Raw genomic sequence first — 23,645 nt, 5'->3', positions numbered from 1 at the left:
TAAATCATGGGAAGATATAATTCCTAACCCTGCTGACATACCCTTGTCATTCGCCCTTCCTAGTTTTGATCAAACAATAAATTTAAAACTATGGAAACTCAAAAAACAAAAGAGCAAAGCAAAACAGTAATTAATACTTCAGAGTTGCTGGAACATTGGCAAGGGCATCGCGGCCTCACACGCAGGGTAATCGAAGCATTTCCTGAAAAAGAATTTTTTGAATATTCTATTGGCGGCATGCGGCCCGCAGCACAGCTTATCCAGGAAATGATGGATGTAAGCACCGGCGGAATCCGTGAGATGGCTGGCGGAGAAGCGGGTGACATTGCAGGCCATGCCGTTAAAGCAACAAGTATTGCCGAAACTCTGGCTATATGGGATCAAAATACTACCGAGCTCTTTGAGAATCTTGCAAAGATCCCGGCTAACAAATTCCATGACAGAATCCTGTCTTTCGGGCAATATGAAGGAACGATTTGGGGGAATATTTTCTATTTTCTGGATAATGAAATCCATCATCGGGCACAGGTGTATGTTTATCTGAGAGCGTTGGGGGTAGAGCCACCAGCATTTTGGGACAGATATTAGAATTAATGGAGAATGGAGAACGGAGAATTACAAGTATTCTCCACCCTCAACTCTCCATTCTCAATTGTACATCAGCAAATCGGAGTAAATTATGCCAGATCATCAAAAAATAATAGCTGCGATCAGCAGCTTCATAAATGGAAGAGACACGAGCGACATCAAAATGCTGAAAGATGTACTTCACAAGGACTTTAGGGTAAGCAGCAACAATTTTATGGGGAGTCCGGGAGCCATGCTGATAAGCAGAGTGCAATATCTGCCAAACATACAAAAAGGTGTTTTTGGAGGCGTCCAAAGAAAAATGACCATTGAAAGCATCGACCAGAACAACAGTATTGCGATGGTCAAGCTCTGATTAGAAAGCTCTGAAAACTATTTTGTTTCTTATAACCTACTGGTACTGGACACAGATGGATACTGGAAGGTAATTGATAACCTTGCGGTTGTGGAAGCGAGGGAGGTGGTTAGGGGTTAGTTGTTAGTTGTTAGACTGGGTGCATACTTTTGAGTTATGCACGATCTTTTCCCTATTTTAGATGCAAGCTATCGCATCCAATGAACGCAAAAATATTCCTTAAATTTCTGATACTATTCTTATTCAGCTTTACTGCTCAATCCGTTTACAGCCAATACTACCCCGGATCAGTCTGGCAATTTAAAAAACCCTCTGACTTGAAAATGAATGCTGCTTTATTAGACAGCGCAGTAAACTTTGCCCTAAAAAATGAAAGCAAAACAAACTATAATCTTAGAGAAGCACTTTTAACGTCGTATAATAACGAACCTGATTATAAAATAGCGGGGCCGGTTCAGGATCGTGGAAAACCAGCAGGGATGATTTTACGGAACGGTTATATCGTTGCACAATGGGGAGATGTGGATAGGGTTGACATGACATTCAGCACCACCAAAAGCTACCTTTCGACTGTGGCTGGGTTAGCCCTCGATCAGGGATTAATAAAGAGTGTTAACGATCGCATGATAAATTATATCAGCGGGGACACTTTTCAGGGCGGTCGCAATTCTAAGATTACCTGGAGCCATTTGCTCACGCAATCATCCGACTGGTCGGGTTGCCTGTTTGGAGTGTGCGACTGGGCAGACAGGCCGCCGAAGTATTCAAATGCTGAAGAACTTAAAACAAGAAAGTTTCTTGAACCCGGTACCATTTTCGAATACAATGATGTCCGCGTGAATTTATTAGCCTACTCCCTGTTAAAGGTTTGGAAAAAACCTTTGCCGCTTGTCCTGAAAGAGAAAATAATGGATCCGATTGGCGCTTCAGGCTCATGGAAGTGGTATGGCTATGAAAATTCAAAAGTGGATATCGATGGAACAATGATTGAATCGGTCAGCGGAGGCGGGCACTTTGGGGGAGGAATGTTCATAAACACACAGGATCATGCGAGGTTTGGTTTGCTGTTTTTAAGAAATGGGAAATGGAACGATAATCAGCTCATTTCGAAAGAATGGGTTCAAGCTGTACAGCAGCCTTCGACTGCCAGCAAGTCGTACGGATATATGTGGTGGCTGAATGTTGATGGACGTTATAAAGATGTACCTGCTAACCTATATACCGCCGAAGGATTTGGCGGGAATTATATTGTTATTGATAAAGACAGGGATATGGTGATAGTTGCCAGGTGGCTGGAACCGTCGAAAATGGGGGAGTTTATGAAGCTGGTTATTAAGGCGGCGGAGTAAAGTGCGGGTTGCGGGTTATGAGTTACGGGGCTGGGCGGTTAGGTTTGGAGCTATGAAGAAGACTTTAGTTTTGATTTGCGTTTGTTTATTTATGACTGATTTGGCCTGGGGCCAGGAAGGGAGTAAAACCAACACTAAGGGTTTTGGCAAGCTTGACTCGGTTAGTACGGCTGAGGAAGTTGAAGCGATCATAGGTGAGGTTGATATGCACTATGTTAAATTCAGGGTTAATACCGCACTAAGCTTTGCAGACAATAATTGTTTCCGCCTGGCCGATCTTAACAAGTTAACGGCTATTACCAAGGCTGATTTCGATAAGAACGGTTTCACGGACCTGCTAGTGATTGGCATGCTAGGCAAATTTCCGGTAGTTCTTAGCCTGATGGGATCAGACGGTGATAAGATCAGTATGCATATTATAAGCAGATATTTTCTTAGGACGTGTTCAATTGCCCAGGTGATTTATGAAGATTGCAACACATTAATAGAGTTTAAGTATTTTAATTCTTACGCTGATGTGCGGGACAACGAAGTGGTTAAACCATAGAAGACTATGGCCTTCTGGGCACCTATAGCCTAAACAGGATCCATCAGATAATGGATTCCTTGAGGAAAAGCCAGGTTTGGACGCCTGAGCCAATTAAAGCTCTTATTCCATCGCCTCGCATTCCATAATACCACAGCTCCGTTAATAGCAGCACTGACCCTCCAATCTAAACCTGATGGCAGCGTAAAGCCCGGAGCCAAAGACAAAATTAATAGTTTAACCTGCCTCACCATCGGCGAGGACTTGCAGCGAACAGCAGGACTACCGAAACCTATGAAAATCTGACCATGCTTTCTAAATAATAAAAATGCGACAGCTGAAAGTTTTCAGCTTCTTCCACGCACCTCCCCACCCAAATCAATCCACTTAATTTGAGCTGATAGTCACACATGCGACACCCTTCGGGGTCGATTTGACAAACGCATTCATTTGCTATAAACATGCGACACCCTTCGGGGTCGGCGAAATCCCTTTTACAATGCAATTGTCGCTAGTCAACCCCAACTTTCCATTGTCCAGCCACTTTAACCTTTCACCTTTCACCTATTTTCGCTGTCCTGTTCAACTGTCAACTTTCAACTGCTTCATAATGGGTCAAATATTCTTCAATTACGTTTGTAACTTCATAGGAAAGTTCTATCTTTGCAGTCCCTAATTTTAGGGGCAATAGAATATATTAAATAATTTAAATTCAAGCAAGTGAATACGTTAAGTTACAAAACTGTCTCTGCCAACAAAGCGACCGTCAGCAAAGAATGGGTAGTTGTTGACGCTCAAGGAGAGATTTTGGGGCGCTTGTCTTCTAAAATCGCAATGATGATTAGAGGAAAAAACAAGCCATCGTTCACCCCACACGTAGACTGCGGCGATAATGTAATTGTTATCAATGCGGACAAAATTAAACTCACAGGAAACAAATTCGCTGAAAAGCAATATGTTTCTTACACCGGTTATCCGGGTGGGCAGAAATTTATTTCTCCTAAGGAGTTAATGGAAAAGCATCCTACCCGCGTGGTAGAGAAGGCTGTACGTGGTATGTTACCTAAAAACAGTTTGGGCCGTGCATTGTACAAAAACCTGTTCGTTTATGCAGGTTCAGAACATCCGCATGCAGCGCAAAATCCAACAACCATTAAACCGTAATTAAGAGAAATGTCAACTACAAACACTTCAGGAAGAAGAAAAACCGCAGTTGCACGCATTTATCTAACAGATGGAAGCGGCAACATTACCGTAAACGGTAAAGATTACAAGGAGTATTTTCCAACATTGCCATTACAGTATATCGTAATGCAGTCGACCGAAGTTTCTGAATCAACAGGAAAATTCGATGTGACTGTAAACGTTGCCGGCGGTGGTGTTAAAGGACAGGCAGAAGCCGTTCGTTTAGCAATTGCCAAGGCTATTGTAGAGCTGGATCCAGAGAAAAAACCTGCATTGAGAGCAAAAGGCATTATGACCCGCGATGACCGTATGGTTGAGCGTAAGAAACCAGGTCGTAAGAAAGCCCGTAAGAAATTTCAATTTAGTAAACGTTAATCTCAGGAGGATCAGACAATGGCAAGAACAACATATCAGGATTTATTGGATGCAGGTGTACATTTTGGTCACCTTACCCGCAAATGGGATCCGAAAATGGCACCGTACATTTTCATGGAGCGTAATGGCATCCACATTATAGATTTAAATAAAACTCTAACAAAATTAGAAGAAGCAGCTGCCGCGATCAAACAGATCGTAAAATCAGGACGTAAGATCTTATTCGTTTCTACCAAGAAACAAGCTAAAGACATCGTTGCTGAGCAGGCTCGTTCTGTAAACATGCCTTATGTAACCGAACGTTGGTTAGGTGGTATGTTAACTAACTTTGCTACAGTTCGTAAATCAATCAAAAAAATGTCTAACATCGATAAGATGACCAAAGACGGAACTTTTGATGTATTATCGAAGAAAGAAAAATTAATGATTCAGCGTGAGCGTATCAAATTAGAGGCACTTCTTGGAGGTATCGCTGATCTGAACCGCCTGCCGGCTGCATTATTTATTATTGACGTTAAGAAAGAGCATATCTCTGTTGCAGAAGCGATGAAATTAAACATCCCAACATTTGCAATGGTTGATACCAACTCCGACCCATCAAACATCGACTTCCCTATCCCGGCAAATGATGATGCAACCAAATCAATTACATTGATTACTGATGTTATCATGAAAGCTATCCACGAAGGACTTGATGAGCGTAAGCGTGAGAAAGAAGAAGAAGCAGACAAAGAAGCTGCAGCTGCAAAAGCTAAAGTTGATACAGAAGGTGAAGCTAAAGATGAACCAGCAACTCCAGGCAAACGTACCCGCAAGGCTACAAACCCTGAAGGAGTAGCGGTTGAAGCTGAGCCTGAAGCGAAGAGCGAAGAGTAAGGGGAGCCCCCTCCCAACCCTCCCCCGTAATGGGGAGGGCTAATTAAATTTCATACATTAATAATTTAAATAATGTCTACAGTACAAATTACTGCCGCAGATGTAAATAAATTACGCCAGCAAACCGGAGCCGGTATGATGGATTGCAAAAAAGCATTGACTGAAGCTAACGGAGATTTCGAAGCTGCTATTGATTACCTTCGTAAAAAGGGTGCAAAAGTTGCTGCTAGCCGTCAGGATCGTGAATCAAATGAAGGAGTAGTTATTGCAAAAACAACTGCCGATGGAAAACGCGGTGTGGTTGTAGAATTCAATTGTGAAACCGACTTCGTTGCAAAAAACGCCGATTTCATTGCTTTTGCGAATAGTATTGCTGATCTGGCAATCGAGAAAAACCCTTCTTCATTGGAAGAATTAGTTGAACTTGAACTGAACGGTGAAAAACTTGCTGATACCATCATTTCACAAATCGGAAAGATTGGTGAGAAAGTAGGAGTTTCTAAATTTGAATCAGTAAGCGGTGAAAAAGTGATTGCTTATATCCATGGAAATTATCGTCTTGGGGTATTAGTTGCATTAAACTCTAATCCTGCAAGTGCTGATGAAGTAGGTAAAGATGTTGCTATGCAGATTGCTGCCATGAACCCTGTTGCTATTGACAAGGGTGATGTTGATTCAAAAACAATCGAAAGAGAACTTGAAATTGCTAAAGATGTGATCCGTGCAGAAGGTAAGCCTGAAGAAATGGTTGAAAAGATCGCTGCAGGTAAGCTTAATAAATTCTATAAAGACTCTACCTTACTAAATCAGGAGTTTGTTAAAGACTCTTCTAAAACTGTTGCACAGTTTTTAAATGATGTAGAAAAAGGCCTCACCGTTACCGCATTTAAGCGGGTTCAGTTAGGAGCTTAATAATCAATCCTCTCCAATTTGGAGGGGATTTTTTTTGTCCTTATTTTTTTAGGCTATGGATCAAGCACTTATTAATGCCAGTATTTTTACCGGAGAAGAAAGACTGGAAAATAAAGCTCTTTTAATAAGTAATGGACAAATCCATTCAATTACAGATTCTAACCAGATTCCTTCTGCTTTCAAAATAACAGACCTTAATGGATTGATTCTGGCTCCCGGACTAATAGATCTTCAAATCTATGGCAGCGGCGGTAAATTATTCGGCGCACTACCTGATGAGGAGGGTCTGGAACAAATGGAAAAAGATCTTCTTGCTCAGGGTACAACCGGATTTTTCGCGACATCAGCAACCAATAGTGATGAAGTTGTCCTTAAAGCAATTGATGCAGCTAAAGCTTACCGCAAAAAAGCAAAGGGCAATTTTCTGGGTCTGCATCTTGAAGGACCCTATCTGAACGAAAAACGTAAAGGTGCCCATCCAGAAAAATATATAAAAAAAGGAACTCTAGCAGAGATCAAAAATTGGGTGGAACGAGCAGAAGGTGAATTAAAAATGATGACTATTGCACCCGAGCTCCAGGACCAGAGATTGATAGATTACCTCTACTCAAACAATATTATTATTTCGGCAGGACATAGCGACGCCACTTATGATGAAGCTATATCTTTTTTAAACAATCCGGTGCAAGCCGCTACCCATCTGTACAATGCGATGCCGCCTATCCATCATCGTGCAGCGGGACTTGTGCCAGCCATTTTCAAACTAAAACCATATACCAGCATCGTAGCAGATGGTGTTCATGTGAGTTTCCCGATGATTGAATTGGCGAAACGTGAATTAGCTGATCGATTATTTCTGATTACTGATGCCGTAACTGAAACCAATGAAGGTGTTTATCAGCACGTATTTAAAGGTGACCGTTATACTATGCCCGACGGCACTCTTTCTGGATCTTGCTTAAGTATGCTTAAGGCAGTTGAAAACTGTGTATTAAATGCTGAAATATCCCTGGAGGAAGCACTGCGGATGGCGTCAACCTATCCCGCCCGCTTACTGGGAGATCAGAGCCGGGGTCTGCTTAAAAATGGATACAGGGCCGATATTATAGTACTAAACAAAGATTTGAAACATCATAGCACCTACCTTTCAGGTAATCTCAACTAAAATATTTTAATAACTTTAAAAAAATTATCTCCATGAAGTACAAACGTATCCTGTTAAAATTAAGCGGTGAAGCATTGATGGGTGAAAGCCAATATGGTATCGACATTGACCGAGTTGCCCAATATGCAAAAGACATTCACGATGTGCATGCCAAAGGGATAGAGATTGCGCTGGTAATTGGTGGTGGTAATATTTATCGCGGACTGAGTGCTGAAAAAGCTGGCATGGATCGCGTACAGGCAGATTACATGGGAATGCTTGCTACAGTAATCAACAGCATGGCTATGCAGGATGCACTTGAAAAAACCGGTGTAAAAACACGTTTGCTTACTGCCATTAAAATGGAGCAGATCTGTGAACCTTTTATTCGCCGCCGGGCAGTCCGCCACCTTGAAAAAGGAAGGATCGTGATCTTTGGTGCAGGAACAGGTAATCCATATTTTACAACTGATACCGCAGCTTCTTTACGAGCAGTAGAGATTAATGCAGATGTTGTGATGAAGGGTACACGTGTAGATGGAATTTACACTGCTGATCCATTGAAAGAACCAAATGCCACCAGATACGATGAAATAACATTCGATGAGGTTTACCAAAAGAATCTGAATGTTATGGATATGACCGCATTTACCCTTTGTCAGGAAAATAACCTGCCAATTATTGTTTTTGATATGAATAAACCAGGCAATTTAATGCGTCTGGTAGATGGTGAACCTATCGGTACATTAGTGAAAGGCTAAGAAATCAAAGATTGGGTAAAGCTTAAATACCTGAGAATAACAGGAATTTAATTAATTTTACAGATCGAACACTGATAATATGAACGAGCTAATAAAGAAACAACTGGATGATGCGAAAACTCATATGGAAAAAGCCATTGATTTTTGTGATAATGAGCTGGTAAAAATCAGAGCGGGTAAAGCTATGCCTTCTATGCTCGACGGCATATTTGTGGACTATTATGGAACACCAACCGCTTTGAACCAGATCGGTACTGTCAATACTCCTGATGCACGTACTCTGGTAGTACAACCATGGGAGAAAACAATGCTGATTCCAATAGAAAGAGCAATTATGGAGGCAAATATCGGACTTAACCCGCAGAATGACGGTGTGGTCATCCGTTTAAATGTTCCACCATTAACCGAAGAGCGTCGTAGAGACCTGGTTAAAAAAGTAAAAGAAGAAGCTGAAAAAGGTCGTATTGCTGTCAGGAATATCCGTAAAGACGCGAATGAAAAGATCAAACGCTCTAAATCTGAGGGGGTATCAGACGATGAAATTAAAACAGGTGAAGGCGAAGTGCAAAAATTAACAGACTCATGTATCGTAAGAATTGACCGCCTGATGGAGGCCAAGGAAAAAGATATCATGACTGTCTGATCTTAATTTCTTTTAAAAGAAGGGGAATATGGCAATAGCAGTATTCCCTTTTTTAATTTTGACGGCATATGAAACTATTAGCAGACTATTTAAAACATTATAAGGGACTTATTGCCCTGGCTCTGCTTCTCGCAGCAATTAACCAAATTTTTTCCCTGCTTGACCCCTGGATCTTCAGGAAAATTATTGATACCTATGTAACCCGATACCAGGAATATACTACTGAAGAATTCTTTCAGGGTGCAGGCTTGCTTATCCTGGCAGCAATGGGTGTTGCAATGGTTTCCCGCATTGCAAAAAACTTCCAGGATTATTATGTGAATGTGATTACTCAGCGTCTGGGCGCAAAGATATATTCAGATGGCTTGGCCCATTCCCTGGAATTACCATATTCAGTATTCGAAGACCAACGCAGTGGCGAAACATTGGGAATCCTTCAAAAAGTAAGAACTGATACCGAAAAACTAATTACCGCCCTCATCAATATTGTATTTACTTCATTGGTAGGAGTAACTTTTGTATTTGTTTATGCCATCAATATCCATTGGTCTATTGCAGTAGTTTACGTTTCTGTAATACCGATTCTTGGGGTAATCAGTTCAGTTCTGAGTAAAAAAATTAAAATTGTACAGAAAACTATTGTCAGTGAAACTACAGCACTAGCCGGATCAACTACCGAATCGCTCCGTAATATTGAGCTGGTAAAAAGTCTGGGACTATCCAGTCAGGAGATTAAACGGCTAAGCAATACCACAGATAAAATCTTAAAACTTGAACTAAAGAAAGTAAAATATGTCCGGAGCCTGAGTTTTATCCAGGGAACACTTGTAAACTTATTGAGAAACATGATTCTCTTATTAATGCTCTATCTGATATTCGCAGGCAGAATCAGTGTAGGCGAGTTTTTCTCACTTTTCATCTATTCCTTCTTCATTTTTGGGCCATTACAGGAACTTGGAAACATTATCAATATTTATCGTGAAACTGAAGTATCTCTGGATAATTTCAGAGGCATACTAAGTACCCCAAAAGAGAAAAAACCAATAAAACCAGCAGTTCTGGGCCGTATCACCAGTCTAAAATTTAATTCAGTAAGCTTTAAACATCAGTCGGCAAACCGTCATGCACTTGAAAACATCACCTTTGAGACGGTAAAAGGACAAACGGTTGCATTTGTCGGGCCTTCGGGGTCAGGAAAAACCACTTTGGTAAAACTTTTGGTAGGTTTATACCATCCAGAGGCCGGGCAAGTACTTTATAATGATATTCCCGGAACCGACATTGATCTGGATGAACTGCGTGAAAAAATAGGTTTCGTTACACAGGATACACAATTATTCTCAGGCACAATCCGGGAAAATCTGCTTTTTGTTCGTCCGGATGCAAGCGATGAAGATTGCCTGCGTGTATTGCAAAAAGCTGCTTGTCAGAATTTACTTGCCCGTGCAGATAAAGGTTTGGATACGGTTATCGGTGAAGGTGGGGTAAAGGTTTCAGGAGGCGAAAAACAGCGCTTATCTATTGCCAGAGCCTTATTACGCGAACCAAATATCCTTGTATTTGATGAGGCCACTTCTTCCCTCGATTCAATTACCGAAGAGGAGATCACAGAAACTATTCGTGATGTGTCTGTTATACAGGATCATATTACTATATTAATCGCGCACAGGCTTTCAACCATAATGCATGCTGACAAGATCTTTGTCCTTGAAAAAGGGCGTATCATTGAATCAGGCAAACACGATGAACTGATTGCAGAAAAAGGTCTATATTACGCTATGTGGCGCCAACAGATTGGGGAAAAATACAGTGCAGAAGTTTAAAATATTATGTATATTCAACTATGTACTATGTGCTCAATATAAAGACATGGATAAATATTTAGCCTGACTATGATTGCAGAATACACATCGGGCTTTGGTATTTGGGAATGGGTTATGGTCATATTTTCGATTATAGCACTTCTCCTCATTATTCCATTCGCCATTTTCGATTCGCTGAAGTCAAAGAGTTTAAGTACTAGTCAAAAATTTCTCTGGATAATTTTTATACTGATTGCACCTTATCTCGGTGCAGTAGTCTATCTGTTCTGGGGACGAAAACAAAAAGCCTTATGATTACATTATTGAGTCTACTTTTTATCGGAGGTTTCTTCCGCTTCCTGCTTGGAATTCTCTGGGCAATTTTGATCATATATACACTTCTTGACCTGTTCAGAAGCAATAAACCAACAAATACAAAATTACTCTGGCTCATTGTGATCCTGATTGCACCAATACTGGGCTCTATAATTTATTTTGTAGTGGGAAGAACAAACAGGATCTAATTACTGCTGATTTGTTTCAGTCCCAGGGGAATAAGCTTCCTGGTTTTCAGATAAGTAATAAACACAATGATCAGGGTCATGGTGCCACCAAAAAGCACTGAAGGTATCGTACCCATAAGTTTTGCTGTAGCCCCCGACTCAAATGCACCAATCTCATTTGATGAATTAATAAACATGCCGTTTACTGCCGAAACTCGGCCACGCATTTCCTGAGGAGTTAGCAATTGTAATATCGTCGAGCGGATTATTACACTGACACTATCAAATGCGCCCTCGAAGAAAAGACAGATCAAAGACAAATAAAAATTACGTGAAAGTCCGAAGCAAATAATAGACAGGCCGAAACCGGCAACTGCCAAAAGCAGGTTTCTCCAGGGCTTGTTCATTGGAGGATATCTGGCCATGATAAACATTGTGATCACTGCACCTGCAGCCGGAGCAGCACGCAGAAATCCAAGTCCTTCAGAACCAACCTTCAAAATATCATGAGCAAAGATTGGCATCAATGCAACTGCACCACCAAAAAATACGGAGAACATATCCAGGCTTAATGCACCAAGGATCATCTTATTATTGAAAACAAATTTGATGCCCTCCGATAGACTTTTGAATATATTTTCCCTGGGAATAAACTGAGGAGGAAAATTTTTAACAAAGAATACAATACAACCTAATGCCAGGGCCATAAAACTTACAATCACAACAAAACAAGCAGTTATTCCACTGAATGCATACAGCAATCCACCTACTGCCGGCCCCATAATTGAAGCGACCTGCCATATTCCACTATTCCAGGTCGAAGAATTAGCATAATGTTCTCTGGGAATGATCTGAGCCAACAAAGTAAAAGCGGTAGGGGAATAGAAACCTCGGGCAATACCCACAAAAAATATCATCAGATACATGATCAATATGACTAGATTTTGTCCCAGATAGTCAAGCGCTTTATCGCTTGTAACTACGCTCAGCACAAAACTTGAAAGTAACATGGCAAGGATAATCCAGACCATGAGTTTTTTCTTGTCAGATTTATCGGCAATATATCCTCCGTACAGTGTTACTGATATGGATGGAATAGCTTCTGCGAGACCTATAAGCCCCAGGGATAGCGGATCTTTTGTTAACTGATAAATATGCCATCCAACTACTACGGCCTGAACCTGGTAAGCAAAAGTAAATAGAAAACGCATGGCCAGATAGGAGCGAAACTCCGGAAAACGCATTGCGATATAAGGATCTTTGACAGCCTCTAAAGGCTTGCTAACAGCCATTTTTATTTAATTACTCTCTCTTTTTTCTAAAATAATTTCCTTAAGATATTTTGTCCCAGCTGATTCCACCAGGTTTATGTTCAAAGTATTGCCTTAAGAGTAAATTAGACTCATTTTTTAATTCCGGATCATCCTCAAGTACTTGTATAACTGTTTGTCGGGCTTCAGACAGAAGTTTCTGATCCATGGAGAGATCCGCAAGTTTCAGATCAAGCACCCCGCTTTGTTGTGTCCCTTCAATATTTCCGGGTCCCCTGAGCTGAAGATCGATTTCTGCAATCTCAAAGCCATCGTTAGTTCTAACCATCGTATCCAAACGCGTTCTGGCATCGCTGCTTAACTTATTTCCCGACATTAGTATACAAAAAGATTGCTCTGCACCCCTGCCAACCCTACCACGCAATTGATGCAATTGAGATAAACCAAAACGTTCAGCATTTTCAATAATCATCACACTGGCATTTGGAACATTCACACCAACCTCAATCACAGTTGTAGCCACCATGATCTGTGTTTCACCTTTAACAAAACGCTGCATTTCAGATGCCTTTTCCTTAGCAGAGAGTTTACCATGAACAATACTATGCTGATATTCAGGCATTGGAAACTCATCAATTATTGCTTCTATCCCAGCTTCCAGATATAAAAGATCAAGCTTCTCGCTCTCCTTAATTAAAGGGTAAACTATATAAATCTGCCTGCCTTTAGCAATCTCTTCACGCATAAAACCGAACATCCTTAAGCGTTGATTGTGATATAAATGAACCGTTTTAATGGGCTTTCTTCCTGCCGGAAGCTCATTAATAATTGAAATATCGAGATCACCATATAGGGTCATGGCCAAAGTTCGGGGAATGGGTGTGGCCGTCATAACCAAAACGTGCGGGGGGATAACATTCTTGCGCCATAATTTAGCGCGCTGCTCAACCCCAAAGCGGTGTTGTTCATCAATCACAATAAGCCCCAGATTTTTAAACTTAACCGCATCTTCGATCAGAGCATGTGTGCCTACAAGAATATCAAGCTCTCCACTCTCCAAAATCTGGTGAAGACTGGTTCTGGCCTTTTTCAATGTGGAACCAGTCAGAATTTCTACACTAATGAAGTCATCTCCTAACAGACCCTTAATTGACTGATAATGTTGACGGGCCAAAATCTCTGTAGGAGCCATGATGCATGCCTGATAGCCATTATCTATTGCCAGAAGCATAATCATCAGAGCAACGACTGTTTTTCCACTACCAACATCACCCTGGAGTAAACGGTTCATTTGAACTCCACGCTGGGTATCCTGTCTGATCTCCCTGATTACACGTTTTTGGGCATTTGTTAGTTCAAAAGGTAATTTCTCTGAGTAAAAAGTATTAAACTTATCCCCGACATTATCAAAGATTGCTCCTTTAAATTTCTGAGTCCGAACCAATTTGGTTCTAAGAAGTTTCAACTGAATAAAAAACAATTCGTCAAATTTCAGACGGGTCTCAGCGGACTTAAGGATTACAGCATTTTCTGGAAAATGAATATTATAAAGTGCTTTCTGCAAGCCTATCAATTTATGTCTGACCAAAATATATTCAGGCAGTGTTTCTTTAACTTGTCTGATTACCTGGTCAATTAGAGCGGCCTGAGCTCTTTGAAGACCTTTACTATCAAGGTTGAACTGCTTTAATTTTTCAGTTGAGCTATAAACTGGCTGTAGTGTAAGATTGCCTCTGTTCTCTGCATTAGGATGATAGGGCTCAAGCTCAGGATGAGAGATCGAGAAGTGTCCATTAAAAATTACAGGCTTCCCAAAAACTATAAAAACAGAACCCGGTTGTATGATCTTGTCAATCCAGCGAATACTTTGAAACCAAACAAGTTCAATACTGCCTGTATCATCCTTGAATCTTGCGACAAGCCTTTTAGTATGCTTATCGCCCAATATTTCTTTTGAAATGATACGGCCTAATATTTGAACTGAAGGCAGATCCGGATTTAGTTCACGAATCTTATAAAAACGGGTTCTGTCAATATAACGAAAAGGGTAATGATGAAGCAGATCGTTAAAAGTATAAATCCCAAGATCTTTCTTAAGTATCTCAGCGCGCTGAGAACCTATACCTTTTAAATACTCAACCGGAGTTTTTAAGATTTGTTCTGCCAATCCATTCAGGGAGTAATTTCCGACAATTCAGCTGCCGGAATTTTAAAAACTATTTCTTTGATCGTATTCCAGTTAAAAACAATAACAGCGGCTAATAGCAGGGAATATGCGTATACCTGATGCAGACTAATTCCTTCGTGAAAGTAGAAAAATGCGACTGCAAAAGCAACAATCGGGTTGAGATAAATTATAATCCCTAAGGTGGAAGAAGGCATGCCGATTAGCGCATAAAGGCTTAAAAACAGGGGTATTATAGTAAAAAAGATTGAAATTATAATAATATCAGTCCAGAAGTAAGTATCAAATGGAAAACTTTTAAAACTATATACATAGAATGGAAACATTAAAATGGCTGCAATCAAAAGCTGTAATCCAAGCATATTAAACTTATCCATCCGGCTCATTGATTTCTGAGCTATCAGGAAAAAACTGTACAGAGCGGCAATAAACACAGACCATAAAACATCCCTTAGAGAACCCTGTGCGAGAATTATAATACTAAAAAGGGCAATTCCTAGTGCAACTAGTTTTAATACGCTGAGTTTTTCCTTAAGTATCATGAACCCGGCAAAAGCGGTAATCAGAGGGCAAACCATGTAGGCAAAGGCCGCCGACTTCAAATTAACATTATTTACAGCATAGATATATGTGAACCAGTTCCCGCTTATTAATACACCGGAAATTAGGCATAGGATGATAATCCTCCTACGCCCGCCTTTGCTCAGGGAATAGAAATAATTCAGGTCTGATTTTAAATGTTTGGTACGAAATAATGCAATAAAAACCCAGGTGAATACAAGTGAAGTAAATATCCTGTAATATAAGATCTCATCTGAAGGATAATGCTGTATTTTACGAAGAGGGATAGAGAAAAAGCCCCAGGTCACTACAGATATTATAGCGGCTAAATAATATTTCAGTCGGCCAGTTTTCAATATCAGCCTTTAACAGCAATAGCAGAGATCTCTACATTCACATTTTTGGGTAATCCAAGAACTGCAACGGTTTCCCTCGCCGGGAAATCTGATCGAAAGTAAGAGCCATAGATTTCATTTACTTCAGAAAAATGATTCATATCACTTAAAAAAATAGTGACTTTTACCACATCTTCAAATAAAAAACCTGCTGATAAGAGTACAGCTTCCAAATTCTTCATAACCTGTCTGGCTTCATCACCAATACTGCCAGAAATTAGCTGATTTGTGGCGGGATCGATTGGAATCTGACCGGATATAAACAACATATTCCCCGTAAGCACTGCCTGACTATATGGCCCGATAGGTTCAGGTGCCTTCTCAGTATAAATTATTGATTTCATAATAATTATTTAATTCGGTAGAGAGAAAACAGACCTAAAGTAAGACTTATGATATATCTCAGAATACATACCATTCCAGTAGCTTATAGATGATACCCGCAAGAAATAAGACTAAAGCAACTGTATTAATAATGTGCATTACCTTCAGATTGAAACTTGAAGGTCTGTTAGGATCGTGCTTTCTGAAAAAATACATAGATCAAAAATATTAAATAAAAAAGAATCCCGTCCCGAAATAATCGGGACGGGATTCTTTTTTTACAATATGCTTATATACAGTATTGTTTATTGTTGTTTGATCTCAACACGACGATTTTGAATACGTCCAGCTTCAGTTGCGTTAGAAGCAACCGGGCGGCTTTCACCGTAAGCAGTAACTGCAATTCTGTTAGAAGCTATACCGGCATTAACCAGGTAAGTTTTAACAGAATTAGCTCTGTCTCTTGATAAAACCATGTTATATTCTTCAGTACCTTCAGCAGAAGCGTGACCGTCTAACTGAACAACCGCAGAAGAATTTGCTTTCAGTGAAGAAGCTAAACCATCAAGAATTGAATATGCTGAAGTTCTCAAAACTGAAGAGTTAAACTCAAACTGGATTGGAACCATAGTACCTGATGATGCTGCAAACTCAGGACATCCGTTCAATCTAGCGATACCTTTAACAGTAGGACAAGCATCTTTTGAATCAGGAATACCATCAGCATCAACATCTAAAGGACATCCAGAACCATCAACTTTAATTCCAGCTTCTGTGTTAGGACATTTGTCTAATCTATCAGCAACACCGTCACCATCAGAATCTTTTAACAGATCAGCAGCTTCTAGTGCACTTACACGACCTTTTAATGCCTCAACTTCCTGACGTAATGTAGGATCTTTTAATTCATCATACATTAGAGCAAGTGGATTAACCCAGTCTAAATTTGGTTTAGCTGAAGAACCTAAAGAGAATTCAATACCAGCAGAGGTATAAGACCATTTATCTTTAGTGAAGCTCTTTCCTTTTGTTCCATCAAGATCATCAGCATCAAGGAAGTTCATAGTATAACCAAGATCGAAGTTAACACGATCAGAAACTTTGAATTTGATACCTGCACCAACCGGAACATATACGTTACGGATGTTGTTACGATCTCTGTCAGGACCATAAGTTCCTTTAGCAGGAGTTGAGTTAGGATTGATTTCTTTCCAGTGATAAGCAGCGTAACCAAAACCAGCTTTCAGATTGAAGTTAACAGCGTTTTCTCTTCTAAGGAAATCAATTGTTCCTACGTTAGCAATACCTGTAAGGTCTAATGCATGGCTGATTTGTGTAATTCCGTCAGTACGTGGGCCTAATCCCAAATTAACTGTGGCGCCATCATTATCATAGCTAAGCTCTCCACCGTGGTAAGCAAATTGAATACCGAAGATATGATCTACCTGCTTTCTTAAAGTAAGACCATATCCTAAAGATGGGCTCCAGTTAGTAAAGTCATTAGTTCCACCTATAGCAACAACAGGTGCTAATACTCCGGCATTGATACCGAAACTCCAGGTTCTGTACTGGCCTCTCCCACCAAATACCTTGGCAGAGGAGCTAGTAGCATCTTGTGCGAAAGAAACCTCACCGAGGCCTAACGCTGCTACTAATGAAAACACGAGGGCTTTCTTTAATGTAGAATAATTCATAATCGTTTTTTTAAAGGTTAACAAATTTCAATGGTGTAATTTACACAAAAATAGTCATAAGTTTGACTTGTGCAAATAATCAAATACTGTTCCATACATTTTCTTTGACAAAAATTACATCATAATTCGTTTTCTTGCACCCCAGATTATATACTTTTAGTATGAAATACCCTTGCATTGACAGGAAACTATTCGAAAAAAATCGTAAAAATTTTATAAAAAGGCTGTCTGCGAATTCTATAGCCATATTTCAATCGAATGACGAATTTCCAAGAAGTGGAGATCAGACCCATATATTCAAACAAAATCCTGATCTGTTTTACCTTAGCGGAATCGATCAGGAACAAACTATTTTATTTTTATTTCCTGACTGTCCTAACCCATTATACAAGGAAGTCCTGTTTTTAAGACAGACTAATGAACACATTGCAGTGTGGGAAGGTCATAAATTGACCATTCAGGAAGCAAAAAAGGTATCCGGTATCAATAATGTGTACTGGATTGATGAATTTTGGAATATTCTGCCCTCTATTATAAGTTATGCCGAAAGCATCTATCTCAATACGAATGAGAATGATCGCTATGCCCATCAGGTACCCTATCGGGATATCAGGTTTATAGAGAAAATACAAAAACATTATCCATTACATGAATATAAACGGGCTGCACTGATCATGCGTGAACTCCGCCCGCTTAAGTCAGAAATCGAGATTGATCTGACAAAAAAAGCCTGTCAAATTACCCGTGATGCCTTTATAAGGATTCTGAAATTTATAAAACCGGGCGTTGCGGAATATGAAATTGAAGCTGAAATTATTCATGAATTCATTCGGCAGAGAGCTACTGGTCATGCATATAATCCAATCATAGCTTCTGGTAAAAATGCCAATATCCTTCACTATAATGATAACAACCAGATCTGCAAAGATGGTGATGTGATCCTGTTTGACTTTGGGGCAGAATATGCTAATTATAATGCCGACATGAGCCGTTCAGTACCTGTCAGCGGCCGTTTCAGTAAGCGCCAGAAGGATGTTTATAATGCAGTATTACGGATTATGAAAGAAGCCAGAAAGATGCTTCTTCCCGGAACGATATGGAATGACTATCATGCTGAGGTTGGTAAAATAGTTGAATTTGAGCTGATTGGGCTTGGTTTACTCGATAAACAGGATATAGCGAAGCAAGATCCTAAAGCCCCGCTTTATAAAAAGTATTTTATGCACGGTACATCCCACCACCTTGGTTTGGATGTGCATGATTTTGCCAGCCGGTATAAGCCCTTTGAAGCCGGAAACCTTCTGACATGCGAGCCAGGAATTTATATTCCAAAGGAAGGTCTCGGAATACGGATTGAAAATAATATTCTGATAACGAAAAATGGCAATATCGACCTGATGGATGATATACCCGTAGAAGTTGAAGAAATAGAAGAAATCATGAATTCTTAGTTTCCAGCTGATAAGGTATCTATAAACCGGTAGAGATTAAAATCGGGACTTGCTGAAGCTGTAATAATATCCTGTTGAAGCCGATTTTTATCAAAATGCTTCATTTGGTGATGCTGAAGCAGTTTCCAGGCCTTTTCTCCCAGTAAAAATATACGTCTAGTGTTTTCTTTAATCGACTGATTTTCAATAGCTTCCATCAGTTCTGAAATACCAATAGCTTTATCGGCAATAGTATTGATAACAGGAATAGGCTCTGGCCTCTGATGGACAAGCTTTTTAAGGTTATTAGCGAAAGTATCCGCCCCCTCCCTGTCTGATTTATTCACTACGAATATATCTGCAATCTCCATTAATCCTGATTTCATGTTCTGGATCTCATCACCCGACTCCGGAACCAGCACTACCACACTGATATCTGCAAGTCCGGCAATTTCAACCTCCGACTGACCAACTCCGACTGTTTCAATCAGAATATAATCAAAACCAGCAGCCTTAAGTACATCACACATTTCAATTGTTTTCCCCGATAAACCACCTAATGAGCCCCTGGTAGCGAGCGAGCGGATATATACATTTGGCTTATTAAACTGTTCTGCCATTCTGACACGATCTCCCAGAAGAGATCCCAGATTAAATGGAGATGTAGGGTCAATGGCAAGTACGGCTATTCGCTTATTCTCAGCGCTCATATGGTTTATCATCGCATTAACCAGAGTACTTTTACCGGCCCCTGGTGGACCAGTAATGCCAATAACCGGTGTATTACTCGTTTTTAGCCCTCTTAATAATTCCTCTGAACCAGGTAAATCATTTTCTACAATAGTTAACTCCCTGGCTAATTTTCTAAAGTCCTGGGGCAATATGGAATTATTATGCTTGTCTGGCTGCATATACAAAGTAAGCTGTTTTTAATTTCATTTTACAATTCAGTCATATTAAGCAAAAGAGGCTAATTTATTTAACTTTGCCCAATATTCTGCCAACATGAAAGTTACAGGTTTTTCATTTATTCGTAATGCTGTTAATAATGACTACCCTATAGTTCAGGCAATTCTTTCTATTTTGCCTGTTTGCGATGAATTTGTAATTGCAGTTGGTGATTGTTCTGACAATACACTCGAACTTATTGAAGGCATTGCTTCCCCCAAAATAAAAATCATTCATACCGTATGGGATGAAAGTATACGCGAAGGCGGGAGAACTTTCGCACAGGAAACTGATAAAGCTTATGCTGCGATTTCAAAAGATACCGATTGGGCATTTTATATCCAGGGTGATGAATGTGTGCATGAAAACTATCTTCCGGTAATAAAGAAGGCAATGGAAGAGAATCTGAACAACAAAAATGTCGAAGGCTTATTGTTTAAATACCTGCATTTTTATGGTTCTTATGATTTTATAGCTTCCTCCAGACGATGGTATAGAAATGAGGTTAGGGTTCTAAAATTTGATCCGGGAGTTCATTCTTACCGGGATGCACAGGGATTCAGAAAAAATGGCAGAAAAATAAAGGTAAAACCCATAGATGCCTATATTTATCACTACGGCTGGGTTCAGCCGCCTGCAGGTCTTGGAAATAAGGTTCGTAATTTTAATAAATTTTATCATGAAGATTCCTGGATTCAGGAACATCTCCCTGACAATATTGAATTTGACTATGGCAATGCCGACCGACTGATCAGATTTGAAGGTACACACCCACAGGTTATGCAGAAAAGGATTGAGGTCAGTAACTGGAAGTTTCAGGTTGATCCTACGCTATTGAAAAAGAAAATGAGTCTAAGGCGTCGTATTTTACAAAAAATAGAAGATCTGTGGCAATGGAGAATCGGAGAGTATAAAAACTACAAAACTGTTTAATGACCAGTGAGTCTAATTCCCGAAAAAGTATATCTGTAGTTATACCAAATTATAACGGCAAACACCTGCTGGAGCGTAACCTTCCCTCTGTATATGAAGCATTGAACAATGCTAAAACAGATTTTGAAATCATCATTACAGATGATTGTTCAACCGATAGTTCCGTAGCTTTTATCAGACAAAACTATCCACATGTCCATTTGCTAATCAATGATAAAAATCATGGCTTTTCAGTAAGCTGTAACAAAGGAATTGCAATAGCCGGGAAAGATTTGGTATTACTACTTAATACTGATATTGAATTAAATAAGGATTTTTTCGAAAGTCAGTTTAAATATTTTGAGCTTTCGGATACTTTTGGTGTGATGAGTAAAATCATAGGAGCTAAAAATGGTGAGACTCAGGATACCGCAAGATTCTTAAAATACTCCGGGTTTAAAATTAAAGCCAATAACTTTTTCCACCTTGAAAACGAGGATTTTCTTACCCCAACGGCCTATTTATCAGGTGCAAATGCATTAATCGACACAAAAAAATTAAAAGATATAGGCGGATTTGATGAAATCTTTTCACCCTTTTATTGTGAAGATTTTGAATTGGGATTAAGGGCATGGCGATTAGGCTGGAAATGCTATTATGATCCTAAATCCTATTGTATTCACGATCATTCATCCACAACCAAAAATTACCGTACCCGAAATTGGGTTAAGGCCGTATTCTTTCGCAACAGGCTTTATGTTCATGCGATACATTTAAGTAGAACCCGATTAGTTTTTTGGTTTCTGCAAATCACTTTCATCGACATGCTTTTTATGTGGATGGGTTTAAAATTCTATTACTATAATAGTTTTGGAATGTTTTTAAATAACCTTAATCCCTTGCGTCAATCCCGCAAAAGAATGAAGAATTTAATGGCCTTTCATAATAGTACCATGAGCATGGATGATGTCATTAAGAAAATGAATAAGATGATTGAGGGACAAACAATCATTTTCAGAAGAAATTAGACATCTATCAAAATGACTAACTTTGTGTTAGAAATCTTTTTATGAAAACCTTTTTCCGACTTTTTGCTTTTGCTGCTCCTGTACAGAAATTTGCGGTTCCATTCTTTATCACGTCGGTATTAGGTGTCATATTCGGACTTCTAAATTTCACCCTCCTAATTCCCGTTTTCGAGCTCCTATTCAATCAGGCAGGAAAAACAGGAGGAAAAGCGGTAAATGTATTGCCTTTATTCGATTTTAGCCTGAGCTATTTCAAAGATTTGTTTTATTATTATTTCCAGAGCATCATCAACACTTCGGGTAAGGTCGGAGCTTTAAAAATGGTCAGCATTGCCATTGTTATCTCTGTTGTATTGAGTAACCTTTTTAAATATTTATCTGCCAGGGTCATTGAAAATTTCAGGTTAATGATTGTAACCCGCATCCGGAGCAGCATATTCAAAAAACTCACCAACATCGATATCCAATACTTTAGCAGTCAGCGTAAAGGAGACCTGATTTCGAGATTCATGACCGATGTAGTAACCATTCAGGACTCAATTATCCGTTCATTACAAGTTATACTACGTGAGCCGATTGCGATCATTCTTAATTTTGCTGTTCTGTTTACAATATCTGCCAAACTGACATTTTTTGCATTGATCCTGATTCCAGTCTCTGGCCTTCTAATTTCAGTGATCGTCAAAAGGCTAAAGAAACATGCAACAGCAGCTCAGGAATCTTTAGGAGTTTTGGTATCGAGTATAGATGAAGGTCTTAATGGGGTTAAAATCATTAAATCATTTAATGCTGAGCATTATATTCAGGATAAATTCAATGCAATAAATATGTGGACAAGTAAAATCCACAGGAGGCTCGCCCGTAGAGTATTACTAGCTGCGCCGGTTTCAGAAATGATGGGTGTGATTACAGTTGCTGCATTACTATACTATGGAGGTACTCTTATCCTGCAGGAGGGATCGGGTCTTCAGGGAGCTGAATTTATTGGCTATATCATTATTTTTTCACAAATCATTAACCCAGCAAAAGCCATTTCAGAAGCATTTGGCAATATCTCGCAGGGCATATCTGCAGGAGAGCGGGTATTCCAGTTATTGGATGCGCCTGAAAACATTATAGATAAACCAAATCCTGTTTCAAAAACCGCATTCAATGATTGTATTGAGTTGAAAAATGTCTCTTTCGCTTATGGTGAAAAAGAAGTCTTGAAAGGTATCGAATTTAAGATTTTAAAAGGCAGTACGGTTGCTTTGGTTGGTCCTTCGGGAGGAGGAAAAACTACCCTCATGGATCTCCTGCCAAGATTTATGGATCCTTTACATGGTGAAATATGTTTGGATGGGCTAAATATAAAGGATATCAGCATGCGCGATGTCAGAGCATTGATGGGAATTGTAAATCAGGAATCTATCCTTTTTAATGATACCATTTTCAATAATATCGCCTTTGGCAGATCATTTACACAGGAGGAAGTAATCCAAGCGGCTAAAATTGCAAATGCTCATGAGTTCATTGTCAATACCTCAGAGGGGTATCAAACCAATATTGGTGACAGGGGCATGAAACTTTCGGGAGGACAAAAACAAAGAATCTGCATCGCAAGAGCTGTCCTTGCCAATCCACCAATCCTTCTTCTGGATGAAGCTACATCCGCTTTGGATACTGAATCAGAAAAAGTGGTTCAAAATGCGCTCAAAAATTTAATGAAAAACCGTACTTCAATTGTCATTGCCCACCGACTGAGTACCATACAGGAAGCCGATCAGATCATTGTTCTTGAAAATGGCAAAATTGAAGAACAGGGTAGCCATAATGAACTAATCAGGGCTGATGGTCTTTATAAAAGGCTGATCGAAATGCAAACATTCAACGAATAGA

At 39.6% G+C, this 23,645-nt stretch carries 25 protein-coding genes; 18 read left to right on the top strand and 7 right to left on the bottom strand.

What is annotated here, in order from left to right:
* Positions 1-90 precede the first annotated feature (90 nt).
* The 14 genes from Q8S11_RS04770 to Q8S11_RS04705 all read left to right on the top strand — a co-directional run bounded on the left by Q8S11_RS04770 (position 91) and on the right by Q8S11_RS04705 (position 11,040).
* On the top strand, positions 91-588 hold the full coding sequence (locus Q8S11_RS04770; protein WP_305660929.1) for a DinB family protein: 498 nt from the start codon (positions 91-93) through the stop codon (positions 586-588).
* Between the two features lie 91 nt (positions 589-679).
* On the top strand, positions 680-943 hold the full coding sequence (locus Q8S11_RS04765) for a nuclear transport factor 2 family protein (RefSeq protein ID WP_305660928.1): 264 nt from the start codon (positions 680-682) through the stop codon (positions 941-943).
* Positions 944-1,143: 200 nt separating this feature from the next.
* Entirely contained in the window at positions 1,144-2,292 is a 1,149-nt protein-coding gene (locus Q8S11_RS04760) for a serine hydrolase (protein ID WP_305660927.1), read from the top strand.
* A 52-nt stretch (positions 2,293-2,344) separates the two neighbouring features.
* Positions 2,345-2,839, top strand: coding sequence for a hypothetical protein (locus Q8S11_RS04755; RefSeq protein WP_305660926.1), 495 nt, complete (start codon positions 2,345-2,347; stop codon positions 2,837-2,839).
* Positions 2,840-3,538: 699 nt separating this feature from the next.
* Positions 3,539-3,982 (top strand): 50S ribosomal protein L13, encoded by a 444-nt coding sequence (gene rplM, locus Q8S11_RS04750; protein WP_305660925.1) that lies wholly within the window; start codon positions 3,539-3,541, stop codon positions 3,980-3,982.
* 9 nt (positions 3,983-3,991) lie between these two features.
* Positions 3,992-4,378 carry a 30S ribosomal protein S9 gene (gene rpsI / locus Q8S11_RS04745; protein ID WP_305366380.1) on the top strand — a complete coding sequence of 129 codons (387 nt, stop codon included), beginning with the start codon at positions 3,992-3,994 and terminating at the stop codon, positions 4,376-4,378.
* A gap of 18 nt (positions 4,379-4,396) precedes the next feature.
* Positions 4,397-5,254, top strand: coding sequence for a 30S ribosomal protein S2 (gene rpsB / locus Q8S11_RS04740; RefSeq protein WP_305660924.1), 858 nt, complete (start codon positions 4,397-4,399; stop codon positions 5,252-5,254).
* A 72-nt stretch (positions 5,255-5,326) separates the two neighbouring features.
* Positions 5,327-6,166 carry a translation elongation factor Ts gene (tsf, locus tag Q8S11_RS04735; RefSeq protein ID WP_305660923.1) on the top strand — a complete coding sequence of 280 codons (840 nt, stop codon included), beginning with the start codon at positions 5,327-5,329 and terminating at the stop codon, positions 6,164-6,166.
* A gap of 55 nt (positions 6,167-6,221) precedes the next feature.
* A complete protein-coding gene (gene nagA / locus Q8S11_RS04730) occupies positions 6,222-7,331 on the top strand; it encodes an N-acetylglucosamine-6-phosphate deacetylase (RefSeq protein ID WP_305660922.1) in 1,110 nt (369 codons plus the stop codon).
* 32 nt (positions 7,332-7,363) lie between these two features.
* Positions 7,364-8,071 (top strand): UMP kinase, encoded by a 708-nt coding sequence (gene pyrH, locus Q8S11_RS04725; protein WP_305660921.1) that lies wholly within the window; start codon positions 7,364-7,366, stop codon positions 8,069-8,071.
* 79 nt (positions 8,072-8,150) lie between these two features.
* Entirely contained in the window at positions 8,151-8,714 is a 564-nt protein-coding gene (gene frr / locus Q8S11_RS04720) for a ribosome recycling factor (RefSeq protein ID WP_305660920.1), read from the top strand.
* 68 nt (positions 8,715-8,782) lie between these two features.
* Complete coding sequence (locus Q8S11_RS04715) at positions 8,783-10,537, top strand: ABC transporter ATP-binding protein (protein ID WP_305660919.1); 1,755 nt, start codon at positions 8,783-8,785, stop codon at positions 10,535-10,537.
* Between the two features lie 69 nt (positions 10,538-10,606).
* A complete protein-coding gene (locus tag Q8S11_RS04710) occupies positions 10,607-10,831 on the top strand; it encodes a PLDc N-terminal domain-containing protein (RefSeq protein WP_305660918.1) in 225 nt (74 codons plus the stop codon).
* On the top strand, positions 10,828-11,040 hold the full coding sequence (locus tag Q8S11_RS04705) for a PLDc N-terminal domain-containing protein (protein WP_305660917.1): 213 nt from the start codon (positions 10,828-10,830) through the stop codon (positions 11,038-11,040). Before Q8S11_RS04710 ends, Q8S11_RS04705 begins: the two co-directional genes overlap by 4 nt.
* On the opposite strand, the gene Q8S11_RS04700 is transcribed toward Q8S11_RS04705, so the two are convergent.
* From Q8S11_RS04700 to Q8S11_RS04680, 6 genes are all read right to left on the bottom strand, one after another.
* Positions 11,037-12,311 carry an MFS transporter gene (locus Q8S11_RS04700; protein WP_305660916.1) on the bottom strand — a complete coding sequence of 425 codons (1,275 nt, stop codon included), beginning with the start codon at positions 12,309-12,311 and terminating at the stop codon, positions 11,037-11,039. The two genes, Q8S11_RS04705 and Q8S11_RS04700, sit on opposite strands and share 4 nt — an antisense overlap.
* A 40-nt stretch (positions 12,312-12,351) precedes the next feature.
* Positions 12,352-14,457 carry an ATP-dependent DNA helicase RecG gene (recG, locus tag Q8S11_RS04695; protein ID WP_305660915.1) on the bottom strand — a complete coding sequence of 702 codons (2,106 nt, stop codon included), beginning with the start codon at positions 14,455-14,457 and terminating at the stop codon, positions 12,352-12,354.
* Positions 14,458-14,462: 5 nt separating this feature from the next.
* Complete coding sequence (locus Q8S11_RS04690) at positions 14,463-15,392, bottom strand: EamA family transporter (RefSeq protein WP_305660914.1); 930 nt, start codon at positions 15,390-15,392, stop codon at positions 14,463-14,465.
* Positions 15,393-15,394: 2 nt separating this feature from the next.
* Positions 15,395-15,775, bottom strand: coding sequence for a RidA family protein (locus Q8S11_RS04685; protein ID WP_305660913.1), 381 nt, complete (start codon positions 15,773-15,775; stop codon positions 15,395-15,397).
* Positions 15,776-15,833: 58 nt separating this feature from the next.
* A complete protein-coding gene (locus Q8S11_RS17810; RefSeq protein ID WP_371135127.1) occupies positions 15,834-15,971 on the bottom strand; it encodes a DUF6728 family protein in 138 nt (45 codons plus the stop codon).
* An 89-nt stretch (positions 15,972-16,060) separates the two neighbouring features.
* Positions 16,061-17,449, bottom strand: coding sequence for an OmpA family protein (locus tag Q8S11_RS04680; RefSeq protein WP_305660912.1), 1,389 nt, complete (start codon positions 17,447-17,449; stop codon positions 16,061-16,063).
* 161 nt (positions 17,450-17,610) lie between these two features.
* Between Q8S11_RS04680 and Q8S11_RS04675 the strand changes: the two genes are divergently transcribed.
* Positions 17,611-18,900, top strand: a complete 1,290-nt coding sequence (locus Q8S11_RS04675; protein WP_305660911.1) for an aminopeptidase P family protein — start codon at positions 17,611-17,613, stop codon at positions 18,898-18,900.
* On the opposite strand, the gene meaB is transcribed toward Q8S11_RS04675, so the two are convergent.
* Positions 18,897-19,790 carry a methylmalonyl Co-A mutase-associated GTPase MeaB gene (gene meaB, locus Q8S11_RS04670; RefSeq protein ID WP_305660910.1) on the bottom strand — a complete coding sequence of 298 codons (894 nt, stop codon included), beginning with the start codon at positions 19,788-19,790 and terminating at the stop codon, positions 18,897-18,899. The genes Q8S11_RS04675 and meaB overlap by 4 nt on opposite strands.
* 94 nt (positions 19,791-19,884) lie before the next feature.
* Between meaB and Q8S11_RS04665 the strand changes: the two genes are divergently transcribed.
* The 3 genes from Q8S11_RS04665 to Q8S11_RS04655 are packed head-to-tail and all read left to right on the top strand — an operon-like array spanning position 19,885 to position 23,644.
* The gene (locus Q8S11_RS04665; RefSeq protein WP_305660909.1) at positions 19,885-20,760 is read left to right on the top strand and encodes a glycosyltransferase family 2 protein; all 876 of its coding nucleotides are present in this window, start codon (positions 19,885-19,887) and stop codon (positions 20,758-20,760) included.
* A complete protein-coding gene (locus Q8S11_RS04660) occupies positions 20,760-21,767 on the top strand; it encodes a glycosyltransferase family 2 protein (protein ID WP_305660908.1) in 1,008 nt (335 codons plus the stop codon). Before Q8S11_RS04665 ends, Q8S11_RS04660 begins: the two co-directional genes overlap by 1 nt.
* A gap of 41 nt (positions 21,768-21,808) precedes the next feature.
* Positions 21,809-23,644, top strand: coding sequence for an ABC transporter ATP-binding protein (locus Q8S11_RS04655; RefSeq protein ID WP_305660907.1), 1,836 nt, complete (start codon positions 21,809-21,811; stop codon positions 23,642-23,644).
* The last annotated feature ends 1 nt before the right edge of the window (position 23,645 follow it).

The organism is Daejeonella sp., assembly GCF_030695525.1.
Lineage (GTDB): Bacteria > Bacteroidota > Bacteroidia > Sphingobacteriales > Sphingobacteriaceae > Daejeonella.
Note: the sequence above shows the minus strand (reverse complement) of the source record. Positions and strands in the feature narration are given on the sequence as shown.